Source organism: Acidiphilium iwatense (genome assembly GCF_021556475.1).
Taxonomy (GTDB): domain Bacteria; phylum Pseudomonadota; class Alphaproteobacteria; order Acetobacterales; family Acetobacteraceae; genus Acidiphilium; species Acidiphilium iwatense.
Genome location: NZ_JAKGBZ010000019.1, coordinates 1 through 18,606, shown reverse-complemented (window position 1 = coordinate 18,606; position 18,606 = coordinate 1). Strand labels below are relative to the sequence as shown.

Here is an 18,606-nt window from a genome sequence, read left to right as displayed (position 1 = left end):
GGCTCAATGGCGCCTGGCGTCGTGGGTCTCGAACAGGAACACGGCCAGCGTGCTCGCGGCGCCGACCGCAAGGCGGGCGTGGCGCGGGGTAAGGCCTCGAGCGCGGCCGTCCTGGCCGTGACCGGAGCCGTAGAAGTTTCGCATCTCTCCCAGGCCGGCGACCGTCACTCCCAGGCTTCGAAGTGTCTTCTTCACCGCGTCGGCGCCCTTAGCCTCGTTAGGGACTCCGTCCGGTAGCAGCTTCAGCGCCTTGCTCGCCGCCTTCACGAGGTCGCCAAGGTCGAGCGTCGCGTGCTCTTGGCCCAGGTCAGCTAGGATGGTCTTGCAGGTGGTCTCCACCAACTCCTTGGCTGTTCCAATCGCCAAAGCCGGGTCGGACTCGATCGATGCGTGGATACGTTCGATCTGGGTGTGCAGCTGATCCGCTGTCAGGCTGCTGGCGACGGCCGCAAGTGGCTGGAGAGGCGAACGGCCGCGCGGCGGAAGCTTGAAGGAGTTCCCGGAAGTGTCGACGCCGTCGCGGTGAAGGTGGGCCAATAGGTCCTCCGCCCGCCCGGCCTCGCCGCCCCGAGCACGGGCAACGACGGTCTGATAGACCTCAAGGACGCGAGCGGCCTGGCGAGGGTCGGCGAAATCGATCCCGTGATACAGCTGCTCGACCAGCCCTCGGCGTTGCCCGCCGACCTGCGGGTCATGCGTATAATCGGGCTTGAAGCCCTCGTTGTCGAACTCGGTCGCAATCTCCGCAAGCGTCCACCCCACCAACTCTTCGCGGAACGCGTTGCGCGTTCGCTTGCTGAGAAGGTCAGCACCGGTCACGGCGGCGGGCTCCGCAGGGCGGGAGCGGCCAGCATGTTGCGCGCCACCGCCGACACCAGGGAGGTCTCAGGAAAGAATCCGAGCCGATGGAGCTCTCGCAGGATCTCCTCAAACTGCGCATAGCTCGCTCGGCCGGATTCGACTTCCACCGCCAGCGTGTCGATGGCGCCGGCCTGCTTCTTGATCGCCTGGCACCGTTGTTCGGCGTCGGAGGGCGAAAGCATCGCGGGCCCCTCACGCACGAACAGATGGCCGTGTTCGCGGGTGTATCGAGCCAGCGCCCGAAGAGCTTCGGCGGACGCCGCTGCGCGGGAGAAGGCCTGGGCGATGCAATAGGCGGCGTCCGCGATTTCGAGGCGGTCGGCGTCCGAAGGCGCGCGATCGAACCGCCTATAGGTGCTCACGTTGAAGCCGCCGTTGGCGAGGCGGTGGAAGCCGACCTCTGCATGGCTGAAGGTGGCCCGGCCACGCTCCAGGTCGACCGCCCACGGCTCGGCCGGCCCTCCTCGCGCTTCCACTTCCCTGATGACCTGGGCCAGGGCTTCGTCATGGGCGCGGATGCGGTCCAGCTGGTCCTGGTCCCGCTCCAACACCGAGATGGTGTCGGGCTTCCAAGGCAGACGCCGAGACTCAAGCTCGCGCCAGGCGCGCACCGCCGCCGCGACCGGACCGGGGACACTTTCCTCGGTCCAACGTCGGACACTGCGCTCCGATGAGCCAAGCAACACCGCCGCCTCGGCCAGCGACAGGCGAAGATAGGACAGGTGCTCGGCGAACTCTTCTTTGGACATCATGTCACATACATATACGATTCTGGACTAGATCGCAAACATTCTGTCAAAGGCCATGTCCAATGTGTCAGGGCGTCGCCGGTCTCGCTCGGGACCATCATCAGGCGCTGTCTCGCCAAGCCCTGCCCGTAACTCGCGCGCCAGCGCCAGCCACCACATCGGTCGCGACCTGCTCCAATCCCGGAACGCAATGGTGGTCGGGCACTATCTCGAATATATCGGCGCGGCACCTGTGCCGGCTTAAGCCGGCGTCGATTGGGCCGCGGCCAGCACCTGGCTGATGTAGGCCAGGGCCAACTGGCGCGCAGCCGGCTCGTCGAGGCCGGTGACGTGCTTCCACCACGGCGTCGCCTGGTCGGCGAACAACTCTTTCAGCCTTGCGAGGTGCTCGGTGGTAAGCGGTTGATCCGGCACGCCGCCGCAGTTGGCCCAGGCGAAGTTCAGGCTGTCGCGGAGTACCCGGTCACGCTCGGCGCCTTGGTGATCGCTCAAGGCCGGACCGAACACCGCACCGAACGCCTCTTGTCGCTTCTCGGCGTCGTCGAGCTCGTAGTCATAGATCGCCCGGACATCCGCGACGCCGAAGTCGAGGCGCACCGCGACATCCAAGGTCTCGCCGGTGCGGGGGTCGAAGGCGTAGATTGCCTTCAGGCGTTCGTCGGCATAGCCACGGCCAAGGCAGACCACGGCGCGGTGGATGCCGAAGTATTCGACGTAGCCTAGGATCAAGCCGGTGCTGGGGTTCGCGTCGATGGCGACGCAATGCAGTGGCGTCGCCGGCGGCCGGCCATCGACCAGGTCATCGGCATAGTGGTAGCCGAAGCAGGGCTCGGCATCGGCTTCACGCAGGTAGGCCAGGGAGTCGCCGCATCGGTCGATGGGAAGGCCGGCATCGTGCGCCAGCGCCAAGGCGCTTTTCACGAGGGACCGACCGGACACTGGACCCCCGAATTCGAGGTCAATCCGCACAACGCCCTGGGCGTAGGTACGTTGGACCTCGGCACCGGCCAAGACTGAATCCACGTCCACCTTTGGATATTTGCGCTTCATACCTTCCAGCACGTCGCGCGCCATGGCGATCGACCCGGCCTTGACCTGGATGGTCTCTCCGTTCGGGATCGGCGTGCGCTTGATCTCCGGTCGGGACATTTCCAGCTGGCCGCCGGCGTTCAGCAGAAAGTTCTCGCCTGCGGTGGTGGTGATCGCCATGCGCAGGGTCCGTCCGCTTTGGCGCTTCACGCCGAGGTGGAGGGCCAGCGGTCGTAGCTGCTTTTCGAGCGCCGCGTCCCAGGTATGGCCCGAGCGGTGATTGCAGCCGTCGTGCAGGAATCCGCGCACGGTCCGGCGCCCGCCGATCGCGCCGGGGAGAATGTGCTCCTCGGAGTCGTCGGCAGGGGCGATCCTGTGCCCGCAAATTGCGCAAATCGGTTGCATGGGTCAGCCGTGGCCCTTGTCCTGGCCAAGGTGGTGAGTTGACAGCTGGCAAGCAAGCTACCTGCCTAGCCGCCGACGTTCCGCTCGACGGAATCTTCCGGGATTTCCTGTCTCAACTTCGGCCCTTCGTTGAGCCGCCGGCCCAGCGTGGCCACGAAATTATCGTAGCGCGCACCGGCCTGTGCGCGTGCTGCCTTGGCCGCCGGTTCGGGAAGCGGCGGCGTCGTGTTGAGCCAGAAGCGGATGAACAGCGCCAGGGTTTCGACGCCGATTCCGACATCGCGCTCGAGCCGCGCCAGGCGGCGATCCTGCTGGTCGAGCCGCTTGGCGATCGCTGCCTCCTTCCGCTCGTCCGCATCGGGCGACAGGAACGACGCGATCGCCGCCTCAGCGATCAACGACATCGATTGCTCCCGGCGTGCGGCATAGGCTGACAAGGCCTGCATGACATCCGGATCGAGATAGACGGAGAGCTGAGCCTTTTTCTTCGACATGGCCAGGTGCGCCTCACATGCCGAGATCGTCGCCCGGATCGAGAGAGGCTTGCCGCGCGAGGCCTTGCATGAGGTCGTTCATGCGGCCGATGCGAGGCGCCTCCTCCTCCATGTCGTCAACTTGGTCGAGCGCAAATTCATTCTCGATCGGCGCCTGCGTCTCGACGGTTCCTTGACTGAGTTCCGGCTGCTTCCGGCGATCGGCATTCTTCGGATCCTCGTCGTCCGCGTCCTCGCCATCGGCCGCCGCTGGCGCCGGTGGCCGGGGCGGCAACGGACGCGAGCTCCAATCGTCGGGGCGTCCCTCTTTCGGCCGCGCCGGCACGGGCGGCGCCCCGATGCGCTCCTGAAACCGTCCGTCCTCATAGTAGCGCGCCTTCTTCGCCCGGATCGGATGGACACCAGACACCATGACGATCTCGTCGGTCGGCGGGAGTTGCATGACCTCGCCCGGCGTCAGCAGCGGGCGGGCGGTCTCCGAGCGCGATACCATGAGATGGCCGAGCCAGGGCGACAACCGGCTGCCGGCGTAGTTCTTCATCGCCTTCATCTCGGTGGCGGTGCCAAGCGCATCGCTGACGCGCTTCGCGGTCCGCTCGTCATTGGTGGCGAAGCTCACCCGGACGTGGCAGTTGTCGAGGATCGAGTTGTTGGGGCCGTAGGCCTTCTCGATCTGGTTCAGTGACTGGGCGATCAGAAAGCTCTTGATCCCGTAGCCCGCCATGAAGGCGAGCGCCGACTCGAAGAAGTCGAGGCGCCCCAGCGCCGGGAACTCGTCCAGCATCAAGAGCAGCCGGCGTCGCCCGGCCTTGGCCTGCAGGTCCTCGGTCAGCCGCCGCCCAACCTGATTGAGGATCAAACGGATCAATGGTTTCGTCCGGTTGATGTCGGACGGCGGCACGACGAGGTAAAGCGTCGTCGGCCGCTCGCCGGCGACGATGTCGCCGATCCGCCAGTCGCAGCGGCGCGTGACCTCGGCGACCACGGGATCGCGGTAGAGACCGAGGAACGACATCGCCGTGCTCAAGACGCCGGACCGCTCGTTGCCGGACTTGTTCAGCAGCTCACGTGCGGCCGACGCGACGACGGGGTGGACGCCGGCCTCGCCGAGATGCGGTGTGCGCATCATGGCGGCGAGCGTCGACTCGATCGGTCGTTTGGGATCCGACAGAAACGACGCAACGCCGGCGAGTGTCTTGTCCTCCTCGGCATAAAGGACGTGAAGGATCGCGCCGACCAGTAGCGCGTGGCTGGTCTTCTCCCAGTGGTTCCGCTTCTCGAGGCTGCCTTCAGGGTCGACCAGGATGTCGGCGATGTTCTGGACGTCGCGCACCTCCCACTCACCGCGCCTGACCTCGAGCAGCGGATTGTAGGCCGAAGACTTCGCGTTGGTCGGATTGAACAGCAGCACCCGACCGTGCTGGGCGCGGAAGCCGGCGGTGAGCTGCCAGTTCTCGCCCTTGATGTCGTGGACGATCGCCGAACCTGGCCAGGTCAGCAGCGACGGGATGACGAGGCCCACGCCCTTGCCGCTCCGGGTTGGCGCGAAGCACAGCACATGCTCGGGGCCGTCGTGGCGGAGATAGCTGCGCTGATAGCGGCCCAAAACGACGCCGTCGGCACCGAGCAGGCCGGCCTCCTCGATCTCCTTCGGTTGCGCCCATCGTGCGGAGCCATAGGTCTCGGCATTCTTCGCTTCGCGAGCCCGCCAAACCGACATGCCGATGGCGACGGCCGCGGCGATGATCCCGCCAGACGCCGCGATATAGGCGCCCTCGATGAAGATCGAGGGAGCGTAGGCGTCGTAGGCGTACCACCACCAGAAGAAGGCCGGTGGCAGATAGAACGGGAAATGCAGAATCTCGAACCAGGGACGGCCGAGTTCGGGCTGAAAGCCGAGCCGCCAGGCGGTCCATTCCGTCGCGGTCCAGATCGTCAAGAGTACGATCCCGAAGACGGTGATGACCTGGCCCCATAGAATCTTCGTCGCCGACATGCCGGCCGTCCTTTCCTGAGACCTGTGATGAGAGTGTTCGCTCACAGGCCGAGCCCCCGATTGCGGCCGAAGCCCCAGTCGACGCCGCCATCATCGCGGGCGACGCCGGAGACGTGGCGGCCGAGCTGTTTCTCAAGCGATGGGGTCAAGGGCACGAGCTGAAAGCCGAGGCCGTCGTCGATCATGGCGAACCGGCCGGAGGCGAGCGCGAAGCGCTGACGGTATGATCCGGCGACGTACTCGCCGGAGGCGGCCTGGTTGAAGGTCTGGCCCGTCTCGGCCGCAAGCCGCTCGCCCAAGGCTTCGACTTCCCGACGGCGGAGCGTGCCGATCAGGCCCTGGGAGAAGGTGATGCCCCGCGCCTGTCGCTCGGCCAGCCCCTGCTCGATGAGCTGGTCGGCCCGCCGCTCCATCGCATCGCGGACCTCGGCGCCGAAGCCCGTCTGGCTAAGGTCGACCGGATCACGCGAGACCGCTTGGCGGTCGAGCCAAGTCGCGCCGCTGGCCGTCACCTGATCCTCGATGGCGAGGTCCGACCGCACGGCGAGCGCGACGCGGCGACGCCCTTGCGCGTCGTCGAACTTCCTCAGCTCGACGATCGAACCGGGCGTGCTGTCGCCGGTGGCGTCGAGGTCGGGGAATTTGATGTGGTGGGTGCGGCCGTCGACGCCGTCGATGACGGCATAGGCGGTGCCTTTCAACTCGTCGTCGAGGCCTCGATCGACCAGCCGGCCGATGACGGGCACGTCGAGGCTCTCGCCGGCGAGCACATAGCTCCCGGCCGCGCGCTCGATACCGTGCTCTCGCAAGCCCCGATGAATCCGCTTGATGATGTCGCCGCGCTCGCCGAGTTCGCGGAGCGTGGTCTCGGCCGCCTCGTCCATCGTCCACTGGCCGGCTCCGATCTGATGGGCGAGACCGAGGCTCTCCAGATGCCGCAGGCGGCCGACCTTCAGTGAATGGAACGGGTCCGGCTCCTGGCCCAAAGAGGGCGCAACGTCGATGACGCCATGTCGGCCGCCGTCACGGATGAGCTGCCGGTCGAGCTGGGTCCAGCGCTCGGCCTCGACCTGACGCTCGAGCGCCTGGTGGATATCGAGGTCGCTACGCAGCCCCAGCTCCCGCGTGACCAGGTCCTGGGCACGGGCGCGCATCCCTTCCTTGATGTAGTCGCGGGAGATGACGAGGTCCTGGCCGTCCTCGGCGACGCCGCGCACGATGATGTGGACGTGCGGGTGCTGCGTGTTCCAGTGATCGACGGCGACCCAATCGAGCTTGGTGCCGAGGTCCTTCTCCATCTGGCCGACCAGCTCGCGGGCATAACCCTTGAGGTCGGCCATCTCCGGCGCGTCCTCGGGTGAGACGATGAAGCGGAAGTGATGGCGATCCTTCTCGCACCGCCCGGCGAAGGCCTGGGGGTCGGCGTCCTCGGCTTCGGGGCCGAACAGCCGCGCCTTCTCCACGTCCCGGGTGACGCCCTCGCGCCGGAGGTAGCCGAGATGAGCGCCGAGCGGCGCGGAGCGCGCGGTGTGGCGGACGACGCGCGCCTTGACCGTCACCAGGCGCGAGCGGCCGGTGAGCAGATGGTTCGCCCGGACGGCGGCGACACGGCCACGGCCGAAGGTCGAGCGGCTGGAGCTTCTGAGCAGACCTTGCCGCGTTACGCCGCCGCCGGCGCGCTGGGCGGCGGCGAGCGCCTGGGCGATGAAGGGCTTAGCCCGCTGACTGCGCGAAGAGCGGATACGGCCTGGCCGGGGCTGGAAGTCGTTCTCCTCAGCCATCGCCGGCCCCGGCAATGTGCGAAAAACAGAGGATGGGCAATGCGTTGACGGCGCCGCGCACCTTGCGCGCCGGGGCCGCACGTTGCGCGATCGACGAAAAACACAAGCAAAAACAACCGACCGACAGAGCCGCACCTTGCGGCCTTTTATCTGGCCCTCTGTCGGTCGCTTCCTGCACGCCACCCCTGTCCGCCCTTCCTCCTTCCCGGAAGGACGCTGCGCCGCGCCAGCCTGCGAAATCGCATCCGAGAGCCTCGAAGAAGCTTATCGAGACCCCGAACACCGTCGCGCCGCCAAGGAAGGCGCATGCGGGCCGAAGCAAGAGCGCGGCGTGATTGCAGGGGAGCAGCACCGTCATGGCTTCGGTCCCGCTGCTGCAACTGAGACGAACAGACCCGTGGATTGCGGCGCGATGGCGGAGAGATCGCGCACCGCGAGGACGGCCGGCGTGTCGCTCGGCGGCTGCTTGGCCGACGTGCGATCAGCGGGTTCAGCGCTTGCCGGCCGCGTTATGAACAGCGGCGCTTGCGTCCAGGACGACGGATCGGAGGCCGCCACGAGGACAGGCCCATCGATCGCGCCGTCCCCGACAAAAGGGATGAGCGCGGCGACGTAAGCGACGGTCTCGGGCGGTAGGGGCCGATGCCGATCACGATAGTCTTCGTATCGACGAGGCCCCGCATTGTATGCCGCGAGGAAGCCCGGCGATCCGTAGCGGTCGTGCATTTCGCGCAGGAAGGCAGCGCCCGCCAGGATGTTGTCGTGGGCATTGAACGGATCGCGACCAAGGCCGTACCGAGCGCGCAGCGCCGCCCAGGTGTCGGGCATGAGCTGCATCAACCCGATCGCCCCCTTGGGCGAGATTGCGCGCCGATCGCCGCGGCTCTCGACTCGCATGATCGCCCGTATCCACGCCGCCGGAATGCCGAAGCGCTGGGCTGCCTCCGCGATGAGCCCGGCATAGGTATCGCTCGGCGCGTGCAGCTCGATCCGAGCGGTCTGGGCGTGAGCGACGACAGCGGGCGTGCCGACCGCCGTCGCCCCGACGAGCATGATGAGAGCGGCCCGCATGCGCTCAATCCCGCTGGCCGCGCTTGGGCGGGCGGTTCCAGTTCAGCACCCACGCAGACTTGTCGTCGCCGGACTGAAAGAGATTGGCGCGGATCGGCTGATGCAGCGCCGGGTCATCGATGACGAGCGAGACGTATTCGCCTGCTTTCTCGCCGGTGCGTTTCCAGCCCGCGCCGATTTCCGGGCCGTCGGCATCGGCAAGGTGGACCCGAAAGTTGGGCGCATTCTCGGCATCGGAAGATTCGGCCGGAACGAGGGAGAGGTCGTGGGTGAAGAAGAGCGTCTGAATGCGTCCGGTGAAGCCGGATTTATCGCGGGTGAAGTGACCGATCTGCGCCATGGGAACCTCCTGGGTTGGCGGGTTGGGAAGCGGGTCAATCGGTGGCGGCGCGCCATACGAAGTGGCCGTCGCCGGCCTCGTCGGTCCACAACGGGACCGCGCGCGCGACGATCGAAGCGGCGGGGAGCGGGCCGAAATAGCGGCCATCCAGGCTGTCCGGGACGGTGGGGTTCATGAGGAAGACCTCGCCCGGCCGCAGCACGCGGCAGCCGCTCCAGCGCGGCAGTGGACGGCGGAGGTGATCGCGGTCATGAGCGATGCCGACCTCGACCTGATCGACGGTGACGATGTCACCGGCCCGACACACGATCTGTCCGGGTAGCGCCATGACGTGCTTGAGCAGCGGTACGCCCTTGGGCAGGAAGCCGCCCTCGGCGAGATAGCTCGCAATCGGCTCGGGTGGACGCACGACGACGAGTTCGAGCGTGTGGAGCGAACCGAGCGGATGCAGCGCATAGAGCCCGGTCGGGGTGCTCGCCGTGGCGTTCCAGATCAACCGTGGCGCCGGGTGGAAGAACGCGAGGGCGCCGATGCCGAGCATCGCGAAGTACGTCGACATGACGTAGCCGAATCGGGTCATGGCGCGACGCTCCGGCGCTTGAGCCAGGCCAAATGTTGCTCGCGCGTGTAGGCGCGCGGTTCATGCCCAGCAGCGAGGCGGTTGTGGAGGTGACGCCAATATTCCGGCGCGGCATCGGCAGGATTGATGTCGAGCGCTTCGATCGCATCGATCGCCTGCAGCACGCGCTCGACCTTCGGCCAGCCATCGACGCGCAGCAGGATTTCGCCGCCGGGGCGGACAAAGGGCAGCGTCTGGTAGCGAGCGCCGTGCTCAACCGCGCGCACGATGTCCATGCGCGAGACGATCGTGCCGAAGTCGTTCGACGCCCAACGCACGAAGGCGAAGATGCTGCCCGGCTTGAAGCTGGAGACGCTGCGGCGGCGATCGAGGATTTTCTCCTCGGCGCGCCGGCCGAAGCGCAGCCAGTGCTCGATCGTCTTCTCGATCCAGGTCAGCTCGACATGGGTCAGTGGGACGGTGCGCCGATGCGACGGCGGCACGACGCGCGGCATCGACTGCTCGTTGTCGTTCATGAGGACTCTCCGGGATCGGCGGGAAATTCGCGTGAGAGGAGTTCGCGGAGCATGTCGGCGACGGTGATCCCGCGCCGGAAGGCGGCGACCTTGATGCGGCCGCGCAGCGCCGGCGTGACGTCGATCGTCAGTCGTGCGCTGAAGGCCGAGCTGTCTTCCGACCGTCTGCCGTTCGCTGCGGGAGCCTTGATCCAACTCTCGGTGTCGCCGGGGCGGGATGCGAAGCTGCGTTTGGTGGACCGTTCGCTCATGGCGCGATCCTCGCGACCTCGGCGGCCATCGCGGCGATCTCGCGCGCTGCAGCGCCCTGATCGGCCAGCTCGAAGACCAGGCGTCCCGACTGCGCGGCGTCGGCGAAGACGACGCGCTGGCCGATCGTGCTGACGAGCACCGGCGGATCGTGATCGGCCAAGGTCTCGGCCGTCTCGCGGGCGATGACGGTGCGGGCGCCGCAACGATTCAACACGAAGCGAGCGGCGAGCTGCGGGCGGTAGATGCGCGCCTCGCGCAGCAGGCCGAGCATCTCGGCGGAGGCCCAGCCATCCAGCGGCGACGGCTGGACAGGGATCAGCACCAGATCAGCGGCGAGCAGCGCCGAACGCATCAACCCGGCGACGCGCGGCGGACCGTCGATGACGATGTGGTCGACGGTACGGGCGATCTCGGGCGCCTCGCGGTGGAGCGTGTCGCGCGCGAGGCCGACGACGCCGAATAGCCGTGAGACGTTCTCCCTCGCCCGCTGCTGCGACCAATCAAGCGCCGAGCCTTGGGGGTCAGCGTCGATCAGCGTGACGCGCTTGCCATGCAGCGCCCATTCGCCGGCGAGGTGCAGCGCGAGCGTCGTTTTGCCGACGCCGCCCTTCTGGTTGAGCAGCGCAACGATCATGGCCTCCCTCCCGGCTTGCGGCTGAAGGGCAGCGATGGCTGTCGTTGTGAGCGCTCGGAATTTGGTCCGCAGACGCGTTTGTCCGCCGATCGCGCGGGCCAACAACAAGAGTTAGATTCTGAGTTAGACTCTAAGTTAAGGCCCGGAATCGTGGTTTCAGGCCAGAGAGTTAGCTGCGGTTTGCACTCCCGAAGTCCCGATAGGCGCACGCCTGAAGTCCCGATAGCGGGAACGCCCGAAGTCCCGACCGCATTCACAGCGATATCCACAGGTCCTGTGGATAAGCCGGCCGGCAGGATGCGCAGCATCTCGCGCCGGCCATCGCGCTCGACGCGCAGCCGGTAGCCGGGGAGCGGCTGGCGGGCGGAGATCCGGCGGAGATCGAAGGCGAAGTCGGCGAGCTTGGCGAGGCTGCCGGATTTTTCATGTAGGTGCGCGAACTCGAACAGCCAGCCTCGGGGCTGGCGGCCGGCGTGTTTGCGGGCGACGCGATAGAGCCACCGCTCGATACCGCCGGTGAGGCGGAAATAGGCCGGGTCGATCGTGAGAACGAGCGAGCGGTCGACGACGCTGCGATAGAACCAGTCGGGAAGGACGAACTCCATGCCCTCGACGCGACCGTCGCGCGTCGTGCATTCCTCCCACTCGTTGATCCAGGAGAACTGGTGTCGCCGCCAGTGCTCGCCGTTGCGGATCGTCGTGCGGATGACGGTCGACTGCAGGCGCGCGAGCGCGCCCTTCAAGAGCTTGTAGTCGCGGGAGCCGGTTTGGCGGCCGATCGCGGTGAGGAGCTGATAGGGCGTGAAGCGCAGAAAGCGCGAGGTCTTGAAGCCAAGGTTTTCGGCCTCGACGATCTGGCTCGCCGCCCAGATCAGGACGTCGGCGTCCCAGATGGTGGCCATGCCGAACTCGGGCGCCGCGTAGACCTCGACGCGGATGTCGCCGGCTTCATAGAGAATGGGGGTCGTGCGCCTGGCTTTGGCCAGCGAAAAGAACGGCCGCTCCATCAGGTCGCGCTGGTCGCGCGGACTGGCGTCGCCGGTGGCGACGATGAACGGTTCGAGCTTGCTCCGTTCGCTGGTGGAGATGAGGCGGCGCGACGACATCGGCGAGCGCCTCAGCGATGCGCGTGGCCAGCGGCGCGGGCCTCGACGTAGCGGGGGTCCGAGGTCGAGCGGCAGGCGGCCTGGTCAGCCCAAGCTTCGAGATCGCCCACCGCGTACACGACGCGACCGCCGAGCTTGCGAAAGGTCGGGCCGCTGCCGTGACAGCGATACTTTTCCAGGGTGCGCGGCGAGATGCCGAGGATGCGCGCCGCCTCATGGGTTCGGACGTAGCGGGTGGCGAGCTGCGCGGACCTGTCGAGCATGGGAAGCCTCCGTCTTGCCTCGAAGCGCCGCGGCCAAGTCGCGGCATGTCGGGGTCACGGTGGCGGAGAGCTCAGGCGTTGGGGGTGGACGAAGATTTTCGGAAGGGCGCGTCCCCCTTCGCGCGACAATGAGCGGACGTTGGTCCAATTCGTCACTGCCGAGACGGAGATGGATGGAAGAGCGGTACGCTCTGAAATCAGGCTATGTGGCTGATTAGCCGCCGCGCAGAAATTTGAGATAGCCGCGTTCGACGAGCGCGATCGAGTCGTGGATCAGACGATTGGCCGCGCGTCGCGCGTGGGAGTCTTTCCACTCGACAGATGGAAGTTGGGCCTGGTCCGAACGCAGGATGATCTCCGCGACGTCGCGAGGACCGCCGCCCATGTCGTGAACGTCGAAGGCGTGAAGAAGCTGAACGAGACGGCGCTTGCGCTGCGTGGTCAGTCGCAACGCCCGTGGGAGAAGGCCGATGGTTTGGCCGCCTACCTTGCGGATGAAACGCGACGCGACATCGAGTCGGAGATCGACCGATGCAGCGCCGAGCGGCAGGAGAATCATGGGGCGCCGAACAGCCAGATCGCTGTTGAGCCGGATGTGAAGCTCGCCGGACCCATCGACGATTACGACCTCGCGACCCTCATCATCGGTCCGGTCAGCGACAATCGAGCCGAGTTGGGATGGGTCGAGGGCAACAGGCGCGAATCCGCTCGGCGCTGCATCGAGCAGCAGCGTGCCGGGCGACAGTTCCGGCAGCCAGGTAGCGGGTTCGTCGCCGACCGGAATGCTCGGGTCGTGGGCGAAACCGCAACCCCCATCGTCGGGCAAAATCCGCGCGAGCGGACTCCGCATCGACGTGATCGCGCGTGATCTGGCGCTGAATTTGGGCGTAGTCACGCCGGTATTCGGCGTTGCGGCGCAGGAATTCGACGGCGAAGCCGGGGCGTTCGAGGCGATTCAAGTGATCGATCGTCTCCGGCGAGCGCCAATACTGTGTGGGCATGGCGTTTCCTCTCGTCTTGCTCCCCTATTCGGGGAGCTTCAAACCATCCGGAAACGCAGGCTTTGCGCTAGACCCTATGATTGCATCGCGCGCGACGACAACCCGTACAACGGATGTGCGGCGGCTTACTGCGCTCGTGGCTGAAGCAGGTGCCGATAGCCGGTTTCAGTCATCCAGCGGGCGCGGGCCAAGTGGCTTTCATGGACGATTTTGGCACGGCAGGGCTCTTGCGCCGGATCGAGGCCGAAGAGCACCAGCACGACCTCTCGCCAGTCGGCTCCTTCTTCCTCGGCCATCAGCAACCGTAGGTATATCGCCAGATGTTCCTCATCATAGGTGTTCACGCGGTCGGTAAGCGGCGGCCGGTCACAGAAGGGCGCCTCGGTCATTGCGATCTTTCCCCCGTCGAGATCAAAGCAATGGAGTAGGGATTCATTTACCGCAAATTTTGACAGACTTCGCGCCTGATTAAGCCGGTGTCGTGATGCTTATGGCGCATCACGTTGCTCAAATTGACGGTGCAGAGGCAGTCGAGACCAGGGATGGATAGCATAACCCGCGGACGAATCGGAATGATCGTTCCTGGAACGATGGTTCCGGCGTCGGCTCCATCATCGCCATGGATCTCAAGGAGGTCATGGCGATCAATCTGCGTCGGTTGCGTCATGCGAAAGGGATGACGCAAGAGGAGTTGGCCGAGCGGGCCGGGTTGAGCGCCCGGTATATCGGGGCGATCGAGCGCGCCGACGTGTCGGCGAGCGTCACCGTCCTGGGTCAGGTGGCCGAAGCGCTTGATGTGGAGGCTACCGAGCTGGTGCGAGCTCCTCATCGCAATGGCGACTCGGCGACTTCGGCCGAGCCTCAAGAATAGCGCCTTCGCCCCGTGCGCCGCTGGGCTCGACCGGGGCCGATGGCGGCCCAGGAACTCTCGAAAAAGTCGATGCCCCGCCCGGACCGGCCGGACGGGGCATTGTAGGCGGGGTCAGTCGCTCCGGCGGCCGTTGGGGCGGGACCAGATCAGGCTGTAGCCCTCGCCGTCCTCGTCGTCGAACAGGTTGGCGAAGATCGGGGCGGTGAAGCTCGGATCGTCGAGCTTGAGGCCCAGATAGTCGCGGCCTTCGTTGGAGCGCTTGGCCCAGGCGGCGCCGATCTCGACCCGGCCGACATAGACGCGGTGGCTGGGGCTGTTGTCGCCGGAGCGGGTGGCTTCGGGAACGATCCGGACGTTCTTGGCCTGGACCGAGAGGGTGACGATTTCGCCGGTGAATTCGTTCGAGCCGGTCTTCTTGAAGGTGCCGATGGTCGCCATGGTAGTTCTCCTTGATCTCTGTTTCCGAGCCCGCACCATTGCGGCCTCGATGGTGATCGACGGGCCGGAGGCGATCGACGGCGCACCCCGAAGGGGCTCGACAGCAAAGGAGGAACTTTCTTGTTTCGCGAGGAATGGCGGCGTAGCCGGCAGGGGAAGAAAGTTGTGACGCCGCTGTTGCGCCATAGGCGGTCGAGGCTTTAGCCGGCCTTCGGCCAGATCAGTCCATCGAAGAGGCCGTTGGGTGCGCTCGGCCTGACAGAGCCGACATCAAGGGGAACATGGCGATTTTCGAGTCGCCGCAAGTCCGGGCGGTGAAAGCGACGGCGATCCGGGCCCTGTCCTGGCCACCGACGGATTTCCCGTTTCGAAGCCCAAGCTCCAGCTGCACGCTCCATTTCACACGACTCGTGGGCCGGGTCTCGCCGCCGTCACCATCTGGTCCAAGCGCTCAGACGACCGCCATGACTCCGGCCACTCTGCGATGGCGGGCGGAACTTCACCGCCGAAGCCGCTCTCTGGTCAGCTTCGATGACGGGGACTGCGGGCGTCCCAGATGCCTGATCTGACCCCGCCCCACCGACGCGACGGTGTCAGCCCCGCGCCAAGCCCTGTCCGGCCGGTCCGGGCGTGGCCGTTCCGGTGAAGCGAACGAACGCCGTGACGCTGACGGCGATCGCGCCGATGACGGCGAAGATCGTCTGCCACGTAGGCGAAGGCATCGCCATCTGGGCGATTCCATGCGTGGCGCTGTAACCGGCGACGGCGGCGGGCGCGACGTAAAGGAGGATGATCAGGAGCCGAAGCCACGTCCAGGGCACAAAGGCGAGCGCGATCTGGCCAAGGCCAAAGGTTATGCCGCCGGCCACGACACCTACCGCTATGCCGCCGAGCACGCCGGCTCCGGTGTGGAAGGCCCAGATGCCGATCGTCAGGCCAGCGAAGAAGGGCAGTGCGAAGACGGCGAGGTTGAACAGCAGCCAGCAGAAGAAGCCGATGCCGACAATGACGAGCAGTGGTCCGAAGATGATCATGGCGGTGCGCTCCGTGAGATAAAGGTCTGACGGTCGCGCCTTCCACCACCACCACGGCGCGACCACGAATATAGCCGCAAACAGGCGCCAGCGGGAGCAGAAATCCCGCTGGCGCTCTGAGGTTCAGCTTTCGTGGTGGTTCGCCCCTTCATGGTTGGAAGGGGTCGAATTCGTGGATGACGGCAGCGGGATCGCCGTCATATTCGGCGGCCAGCATGACGCCGTAGTTGCCAGTGTCAGCATGAAAGACGACGACGCAGACCATAAGGGTGGTGGCGAGGTTCCAGCCGTTGGCGAATGCGAGGGCTTGAGACATTGATCCGGCTCCTGTGCTGAGGCGGGGGCCATCCCCGCGCGACAGGCGCCCGATGTGTCCGGCCGAGGGCCGCAATCACCGCGAAGGCGAAGACAGAGCGGCGGCACGCTCCAGCGTAAGCCGACCCCTTGCGGGTTGATGGCGTCAGGCCCGCGGACGGACCAAGGATCAGCGCTGATAGACGCAGGGATGGCGACCGCCGGCGGGAGCCGCGTCTAAAAGCCCGCCGCCAGCGGCTGGAACCTCGTCACTCACGGTGGGCAGGCCGATCAGCTAAGGTGTGCTCTCGAGACGAAGTGGCGGTCGAGGTGCGCGGCATGGCGGAGTTCACGGGACGCGAACTGCACCTGGTGAAGAAGGCGCTCGCCATTGCGGTGTTGGCGATCGAGCGGCAGCCAGGGCCTTTTCAATCGGCGTCCGATCAGAGCGACATGAAGGCGCTCCTCGATGGCCTGATCGAGAACGATACGGAGTTGGCGCACTATGCTCGTGCGGCCCGGATCGCCGTCACGGGTGAACCGGATTGAAAGGCGGTTTTACGGAAAGCCGATAATCCGCCTCAGCGGATTCACGTCACTGTGCAGAAAGGGCAAGGCGGCGCTCACGCGCCGCCGAATTTCCAGACCGGGATGCCGAGCTTCTTCGCCTTGTCGGCGAGGTTGTCCTGGATGCCGGTGCCGGGGAAGTGCATCACACCGATCGGCAGGACCTCCAGCAAGGCGTCGTTGCGCTTGAACGGCGCGGCCTTGGCGTGTTTCGTCCAGTCAGGTTTGAAGGCGATCTGCGGGACTTTGCGGTTGTCGGCCCATTTGGCGGCGATCAGCTCGGCGCCCTTGGGCGAGCCGCCGTGCAGCAGCACCATGTCCGGGTGCTTTGCGTGGACCTGATCGAGCTTGGCCCAGACCAGCCGGTAATCGTTGAAATCGAGCCCGCCGGTCAGAGCCACCTTCGGCCCCGCGGGCAGAAGCACCTGGTTGTCGGCGCGCCTCTTCGCGGCCAGGAAGTCGCGGCTGTCGATCATCGCCGCGGTGAGGTTGCGATGGTTGACCTTCGACCCGTTGCGGGGCCGCCAGGCCGAATGGGTGTGGTGCTCGAATTGGTCGGCGGCTTGGTCGCGCATCAGCTCGAAGGCGTTGCGGCGTTCGATCAGCGTCTGCCCTTCCGCAGTCAGGCGCTCCAGCTCGACGGACTTGACCTCACTGCCATCCTGTTCCCGTTGCGAGCGCTGCTGCGCCAGCTCGTTGTCGTCGAGTTCGCGCTCGATCCGGTCGATGGCGCGGTGGAAGACGTTCACCGTCGACCAGAGCAGGTCCTCGAGGTCGGATTCGAGGCGCGTGTCGGCCAGCGCCACCACGAGGGCGTCGAAGATGTCGGAGATGCTGCCCGCGAGAATGTTCGCTTCGGGAAGCGGTCTGGGATCGGGCTCGTCGTGAAAGGGACGGTAGCCATAGAGCTGGAGTTCGTGGAGGACCTGGTCGGTCGGGGATGCGCTGTGGTGTGGCTCGAAATCGTCGCCGTTGTCGGTGGTCATCGCGGATTTCCTCGTCGGATCGGCCGCGCCCATCGCGGCCTTCATGGCGACGAAGGCGGCGGGCGGACCGGACCTGCACCCGCAGCGTGAGCTGCGGGCCGGAGCCTCGGCGGAGGACCGAAGGGGGCCGACTATTTTGTCTCGCGATGTAAAGGCGGCTCTGCCGCCGACGGAAAATAGTCGGCCCACGAGGTTGCCGGTCCGGGCCGCTTGCTGCCCGATCGCCCTCTCAGAAGGCCGTGGGCGTGGTCCTCTCTGACGCTGAGGGAAAGCATGACCGCCGACCCTGTGGCGACGACGCAGCCGCACGCATCCCCGTTCCGGCTATGCCGCCAGATCCATGAAGCGGGCGACATCCTGCGCCGCGATCTGCACCCGGCTTGCGGCCCGAAGCGCGTCGATCCCGAGCAGCCGAAGATCCTCGTTGAAGTCGCCGAGCCGTGGCGAAATCACGATCGCCTCGATCCCGGCCTCCTGCGCGCGTTCGATCAACGTCGCCAACGCGCCGTCACCGGCGGGATCGTCGTCGGGGGCGATGTAGAGCCGGCGCAATGTGTCCGGGAACAGGATAGCGGAGAGATGAGCTGCCGAGAGGGCTGCGACCATCGGCATGGCGGGCAGCACGCACCTGAGCGACAGCATCGTCTCGATGCCCTCGCCGGCCGCCATGACTTCGCCCGCCACGCCAAAGCGAACGGCGTGACCGAGGAGGTCACCCATCGCTCGCCTCGGCGTATCAATCGGCGCCTTGCCGAGCGTCACCTCGGAGAAGCCGTCGGGATCGAGCCAGGTGCGGTGCGCGCCGGTCAGATGGCCCGCGAGGTCGGTGACGGAGGCGATCATCGCCGGCCAGGTCTCGGTCGGACTATGGTCGTCAGGCCGATAGTAGCAGCGCGGGTGGAAGCGCAGGCTTCCGGTTCCGTGCAAAGCCGTAATGCCGCGATTGCGGAGATACGTTTCCACGAGGGTACGAGACATCGGCAGCGACATTGCGAACAGTCGCCGCGCCGCTTCCGGCGATCCGTTCGGAGAACTGGGCTTGTGCGCGCGCGGACGATCCGGCTCCGGTTCGGGATGCGGCAGGCTGAGAAACGAACGCGCCTCATCGGCGACGTCCTTGAAGTCGATCAGGCCGCAGCTTTCGCGGATGACGTCGAGCAGGTCGCCATGTTCGCCGGTGGCCGCGTCGGTCTTATGTTGCATTCAACATAAGACCGAACATGTTGCGGCGAAAGTTATGTTGCGGATCTGCGGTTGGGCTTTGTGCCGCAGGCGATCGACGGCTTCCACGCAACATAATGTCAGGACGTGGCGGGGGGTTTGGTGATGCCCCGAGACG

At 66.2% G+C, this 18,606-nt stretch carries 25 protein-coding genes; 2 read left to right on the top strand and 23 right to left on the bottom strand.

The window, feature by feature from the left end; all coding sequences use genetic code 11:
- Window positions 1-3 precede the first annotated feature (3 nt).
- From L2A60_RS20750 to L2A60_RS10925, 18 genes are all read right to left on the bottom strand, one after another.
- Window positions 4-819: an abortive infection family protein gene (locus L2A60_RS20750; protein ID WP_235704430.1), complete on the bottom strand. Its 816-nt coding sequence runs from the start codon at window positions 817-819 to the stop codon at window positions 4-6.
- The gene (locus L2A60_RS11005; RefSeq protein ID WP_235704429.1) at window positions 816-1,610 is read right to left on the bottom strand and encodes a hypothetical protein; all 795 of its coding nucleotides are present in this window, start codon (window positions 1,608-1,610) and stop codon (window positions 816-818) included. Before L2A60_RS11005 ends, L2A60_RS20750 begins: the two co-directional genes overlap by 4 nt.
- 240 nt (window positions 1,611-1,850) lie before the next feature.
- The gene (locus L2A60_RS11000; RefSeq protein WP_235704428.1) at window positions 1,851-3,044 is read right to left on the bottom strand and encodes an HNH endonuclease; all 1,194 of its coding nucleotides are present in this window, start codon (window positions 3,042-3,044) and stop codon (window positions 1,851-1,853) included.
- Window positions 3,045-3,109: 65 nt separating this feature from the next.
- Entirely contained in the window at window positions 3,110-3,538 is a 429-nt protein-coding gene (locus L2A60_RS10995; RefSeq protein ID WP_235704427.1) for a CopG family transcriptional regulator, read from the bottom strand.
- 13 nt (window positions 3,539-3,551) lie between these two features.
- Window positions 3,552-5,534: a conjugal transfer protein TraG gene (locus L2A60_RS10990; protein ID WP_235704426.1), complete on the bottom strand. Its 1,983-nt coding sequence runs from the start codon at window positions 5,532-5,534 to the stop codon at window positions 3,552-3,554.
- A 41-nt stretch (window positions 5,535-5,575) separates the two neighbouring features.
- Window positions 5,576-7,315, bottom strand: coding sequence for a relaxase/mobilization nuclease domain-containing protein (locus L2A60_RS10985; RefSeq protein WP_235704425.1), 1,740 nt, complete (start codon window positions 7,313-7,315; stop codon window positions 5,576-5,578).
- Complete coding sequence (locus tag L2A60_RS10980; RefSeq protein WP_235704424.1) at window positions 7,308-7,673, bottom strand: hypothetical protein; 366 nt, start codon at window positions 7,671-7,673, stop codon at window positions 7,308-7,310. The genes L2A60_RS10985 and L2A60_RS10980 overlap by 8 nt, the downstream gene beginning before the upstream one ends.
- Window positions 7,670-8,386 (bottom strand): lytic transglycosylase domain-containing protein, encoded by a 717-nt coding sequence (locus tag L2A60_RS10975; RefSeq protein WP_235704423.1) that lies wholly within the window; start codon window positions 8,384-8,386, stop codon window positions 7,670-7,672. Before L2A60_RS10975 ends, L2A60_RS10980 begins: the two co-directional genes overlap by 4 nt.
- A gap of 4 nt (window positions 8,387-8,390) precedes the next feature.
- Window positions 8,391-8,726 carry a DUF736 domain-containing protein gene (locus L2A60_RS10970; protein WP_235704422.1) on the bottom strand — a complete coding sequence of 112 codons (336 nt, stop codon included), beginning with the start codon at window positions 8,724-8,726 and terminating at the stop codon, window positions 8,391-8,393.
- 34 nt (window positions 8,727-8,760) lie between these two features.
- Window positions 8,761-9,306, bottom strand: a complete 546-nt coding sequence (locus tag L2A60_RS10965; RefSeq protein WP_235704421.1) for a S26 family signal peptidase — start codon at window positions 9,304-9,306, stop codon at window positions 8,761-8,763.
- The gene (locus L2A60_RS10960) at window positions 9,303-9,800 is read right to left on the bottom strand and encodes a DUF2840 domain-containing protein (RefSeq protein ID WP_235704420.1); all 498 of its coding nucleotides are present in this window, start codon (window positions 9,798-9,800) and stop codon (window positions 9,303-9,305) included. The genes L2A60_RS10965 and L2A60_RS10960 overlap by 4 nt, the downstream gene beginning before the upstream one ends.
- A gap of 17 nt (window positions 9,801-9,817) precedes the next feature.
- Window positions 9,818-10,072: a hypothetical protein gene (locus tag L2A60_RS10955; RefSeq protein ID WP_235704419.1), complete on the bottom strand. Its 255-nt coding sequence runs from the start codon at window positions 10,070-10,072 to the stop codon at window positions 9,818-9,820.
- Window positions 10,069-10,707 carry a ParA family partition ATPase gene (gene parA, locus L2A60_RS10950; RefSeq protein WP_235704418.1) on the bottom strand — a complete coding sequence of 213 codons (639 nt, stop codon included), beginning with the start codon at window positions 10,705-10,707 and terminating at the stop codon, window positions 10,069-10,071. The genes L2A60_RS10955 and parA overlap by 4 nt, the downstream gene beginning before the upstream one ends.
- Complete coding sequence (locus L2A60_RS10945; protein WP_235704417.1) at window positions 10,704-11,813, bottom strand: replication initiator protein A; 1,110 nt, start codon at window positions 11,811-11,813, stop codon at window positions 10,704-10,706. The genes parA and L2A60_RS10945 overlap by 4 nt, the downstream gene beginning before the upstream one ends.
- An 11-nt stretch (window positions 11,814-11,824) precedes the next feature.
- Window positions 11,825-12,076 (bottom strand): helix-turn-helix transcriptional regulator, encoded by a 252-nt coding sequence (locus L2A60_RS10940; RefSeq protein ID WP_188582766.1) that lies wholly within the window; start codon window positions 12,074-12,076, stop codon window positions 11,825-11,827.
- 214 nt (window positions 12,077-12,290) lie between these two features.
- Window positions 12,291-12,803: a DUF2285 domain-containing protein gene (locus L2A60_RS10935; protein ID WP_235704462.1), complete on the bottom strand. Its 513-nt coding sequence runs from the start codon at window positions 12,801-12,803 to the stop codon at window positions 12,291-12,293.
- Entirely contained in the window at window positions 12,730-13,077 is a 348-nt protein-coding gene (locus L2A60_RS10930) for a transcriptional regulator domain-containing protein (protein WP_235704416.1), read from the bottom strand. The genes L2A60_RS10935 and L2A60_RS10930 overlap by 74 nt, the downstream gene beginning before the upstream one ends.
- Before the next feature lie 125 nt (window positions 13,078-13,202).
- The gene (locus L2A60_RS10925; RefSeq protein ID WP_235704415.1) at window positions 13,203-13,466 is read right to left on the bottom strand and encodes a DNA -binding domain-containing protein; all 264 of its coding nucleotides are present in this window, start codon (window positions 13,464-13,466) and stop codon (window positions 13,203-13,205) included.
- Window positions 13,467-13,696: 230 nt separating this feature from the next.
- Here L2A60_RS10925 and L2A60_RS10920 point away from each other — a divergent pair, with 230 nt between their 5' ends.
- Complete coding sequence (locus L2A60_RS10920; RefSeq protein WP_235704414.1) at window positions 13,697-13,948, top strand: helix-turn-helix domain-containing protein; 252 nt, start codon at window positions 13,697-13,699, stop codon at window positions 13,946-13,948.
- Between the two features lie 111 nt (window positions 13,949-14,059).
- Here the strand turns inward: L2A60_RS10920 and L2A60_RS10915 are convergent, their stop codons facing one another.
- The 3 genes from L2A60_RS10915 to L2A60_RS10905 form a co-directional block, all read right to left on the bottom strand.
- On the bottom strand, window positions 14,060-14,386 hold the full coding sequence (locus L2A60_RS10915) for a DUF736 domain-containing protein (RefSeq protein ID WP_188582855.1): 327 nt from the start codon (window positions 14,384-14,386) through the stop codon (window positions 14,060-14,062).
- Window positions 14,387-14,979: 593 nt separating this feature from the next.
- Window positions 14,980-15,420: a hypothetical protein gene (locus tag L2A60_RS10910; RefSeq protein ID WP_235704413.1), complete on the bottom strand. Its 441-nt coding sequence runs from the start codon at window positions 15,418-15,420 to the stop codon at window positions 14,980-14,982.
- Between the two features lie 148 nt (window positions 15,421-15,568).
- The gene (locus L2A60_RS10905) at window positions 15,569-15,736 is read right to left on the bottom strand and encodes a hypothetical protein (protein WP_235704412.1); all 168 of its coding nucleotides are present in this window, start codon (window positions 15,734-15,736) and stop codon (window positions 15,569-15,571) included.
- 317 nt (window positions 15,737-16,053) lie between these two features.
- On the opposite strand from L2A60_RS10905, the gene L2A60_RS10900 reads away from it, so the two are divergent.
- Window positions 16,054-16,263 (top strand): hypothetical protein, encoded by a 210-nt coding sequence (locus tag L2A60_RS10900; RefSeq protein ID WP_235704411.1) that lies wholly within the window; start codon window positions 16,054-16,056, stop codon window positions 16,261-16,263.
- A gap of 74 nt (window positions 16,264-16,337) precedes the next feature.
- Here L2A60_RS10900 and L2A60_RS10895 read toward each other — a convergent pair whose 3' ends face one another.
- Entirely contained in the window at window positions 16,338-17,267 is a 930-nt protein-coding gene (locus L2A60_RS10895; RefSeq protein ID WP_235704461.1) for a DUF2493 domain-containing protein, read from the bottom strand.
- Window positions 17,268-17,591: 324 nt separating this feature from the next.
- Window positions 17,592-18,470 carry a DUF7146 domain-containing protein gene (locus L2A60_RS10890; protein WP_235704410.1) on the bottom strand — a complete coding sequence of 293 codons (879 nt, stop codon included), beginning with the start codon at window positions 18,468-18,470 and terminating at the stop codon, window positions 17,592-17,594.
- Window positions 18,471-18,606: the final 136 nt, after the last annotated feature.

Bases quoted from the DNA above. Each gene is read 5' to 3' on its own strand.
- L2A60_RS11005 (WP_235704429.1), bottom strand. From the start codon at position 1,610: ATGTCCAAAGAAGAGTTCGCCGAGCACCTGTCCTATCTTCGCCTGTCG.
- L2A60_RS11000 (WP_235704428.1), bottom strand. From the start codon at position 3,044: ATGCAACCGATTTGCGCAATTTGCGGGCACAGGATCGCCCCTGCCGAC.
- L2A60_RS10995 (WP_235704427.1), bottom strand. From the start codon at position 3,538: ATGTCGAAGAAAAAGGCTCAGCTCTCCGTCTATCTCGATCCGGATGTC.
- L2A60_RS10990 (WP_235704426.1), bottom strand. From the start codon at position 5,534: ATGTCGGCGACGAAGATTCTATGGGGCCAGGTCATCACCGTCTTCGGG.
- L2A60_RS10985 (WP_235704425.1), bottom strand. From the start codon at position 7,315: ATGGCTGAGGAGAACGACTTCCAGCCCCGGCCAGGCCGTATCCGCTCT.
- L2A60_RS10980 (WP_235704424.1), bottom strand. From the start codon at position 7,673: ATGACGGTGCTGCTCCCCTGCAATCACGCCGCGCTCTTGCTTCGGCCC.
- L2A60_RS10975 (WP_235704423.1), bottom strand. From the start codon at position 8,386: ATGCGGGCCGCTCTCATCATGCTCGTCGGGGCGACGGCGGTCGGCACG.
- L2A60_RS10970 (WP_235704422.1), bottom strand. From the start codon at position 8,726: ATGGCGCAGATCGGTCACTTCACCCGCGATAAATCCGGCTTCACCGGA.
- L2A60_RS10965 (WP_235704421.1), bottom strand. From the start codon at position 9,306: ATGACCCGATTCGGCTACGTCATGTCGACGTACTTCGCGATGCTCGGC.
- L2A60_RS10960 (WP_235704420.1), bottom strand. From the start codon at position 9,800: ATGCCGCGCGTCGTGCCGCCGTCGCATCGGCGCACCGTCCCACTGACC.
- L2A60_RS10955 (WP_235704419.1), bottom strand. From the start codon at position 10,072: ATGAGCGAACGGTCCACCAAACGCAGCTTCGCATCCCGCCCCGGCGAC.
- parA (WP_235704418.1), bottom strand. From the start codon at position 10,707: ATGATCGTTGCGCTGCTCAACCAGAAGGGCGGCGTCGGCAAAACGACG.
- L2A60_RS10945 (WP_235704417.1), bottom strand. From the start codon at position 11,813: ATGTCGTCGCGCCGCCTCATCTCCACCAGCGAACGGAGCAAGCTCGAA.
- L2A60_RS10940 (WP_188582766.1), bottom strand. From the start codon at position 12,076: ATGCTCGACAGGTCCGCGCAGCTCGCCACCCGCTACGTCCGAACCCAT.
- L2A60_RS10930 (WP_235704416.1), bottom strand. From the start codon at position 13,077: ATGCCCACACAGTATTGGCGCTCGCCGGAGACGATCGATCACTTGAAT.
- L2A60_RS10925 (WP_235704415.1), bottom strand. From the start codon at position 13,466: ATGACCGAGGCGCCCTTCTGTGACCGGCCGCCGCTTACCGACCGCGTG.
- L2A60_RS10920 (WP_235704414.1), top strand. From the start codon at position 13,697: ATGGATCTCAAGGAGGTCATGGCGATCAATCTGCGTCGGTTGCGTCAT.
- L2A60_RS10915 (WP_188582855.1), bottom strand. From the start codon at position 14,386: ATGGCGACCATCGGCACCTTCAAGAAGACCGGCTCGAACGAATTCACC.
- L2A60_RS10910 (WP_235704413.1), bottom strand. From the start codon at position 15,420: ATGATCATCTTCGGACCACTGCTCGTCATTGTCGGCATCGGCTTCTTC.
- L2A60_RS10905 (WP_235704412.1), bottom strand. From the start codon at position 15,736: ATGTCTCAAGCCCTCGCATTCGCCAACGGCTGGAACCTCGCCACCACC.
- L2A60_RS10900 (WP_235704411.1), top strand. From the start codon at position 16,054: ATGGCGGAGTTCACGGGACGCGAACTGCACCTGGTGAAGAAGGCGCTC.
- L2A60_RS10895 (WP_235704461.1), bottom strand. From the start codon at position 17,267: ATGACCACCGACAACGGCGACGATTTCGAGCCACACCACAGCGCATCC.
- L2A60_RS10890 (WP_235704410.1), bottom strand. From the start codon at position 18,470: ATGCAACATAAGACCGACGCGGCCACCGGCGAACATGGCGACCTGCTC.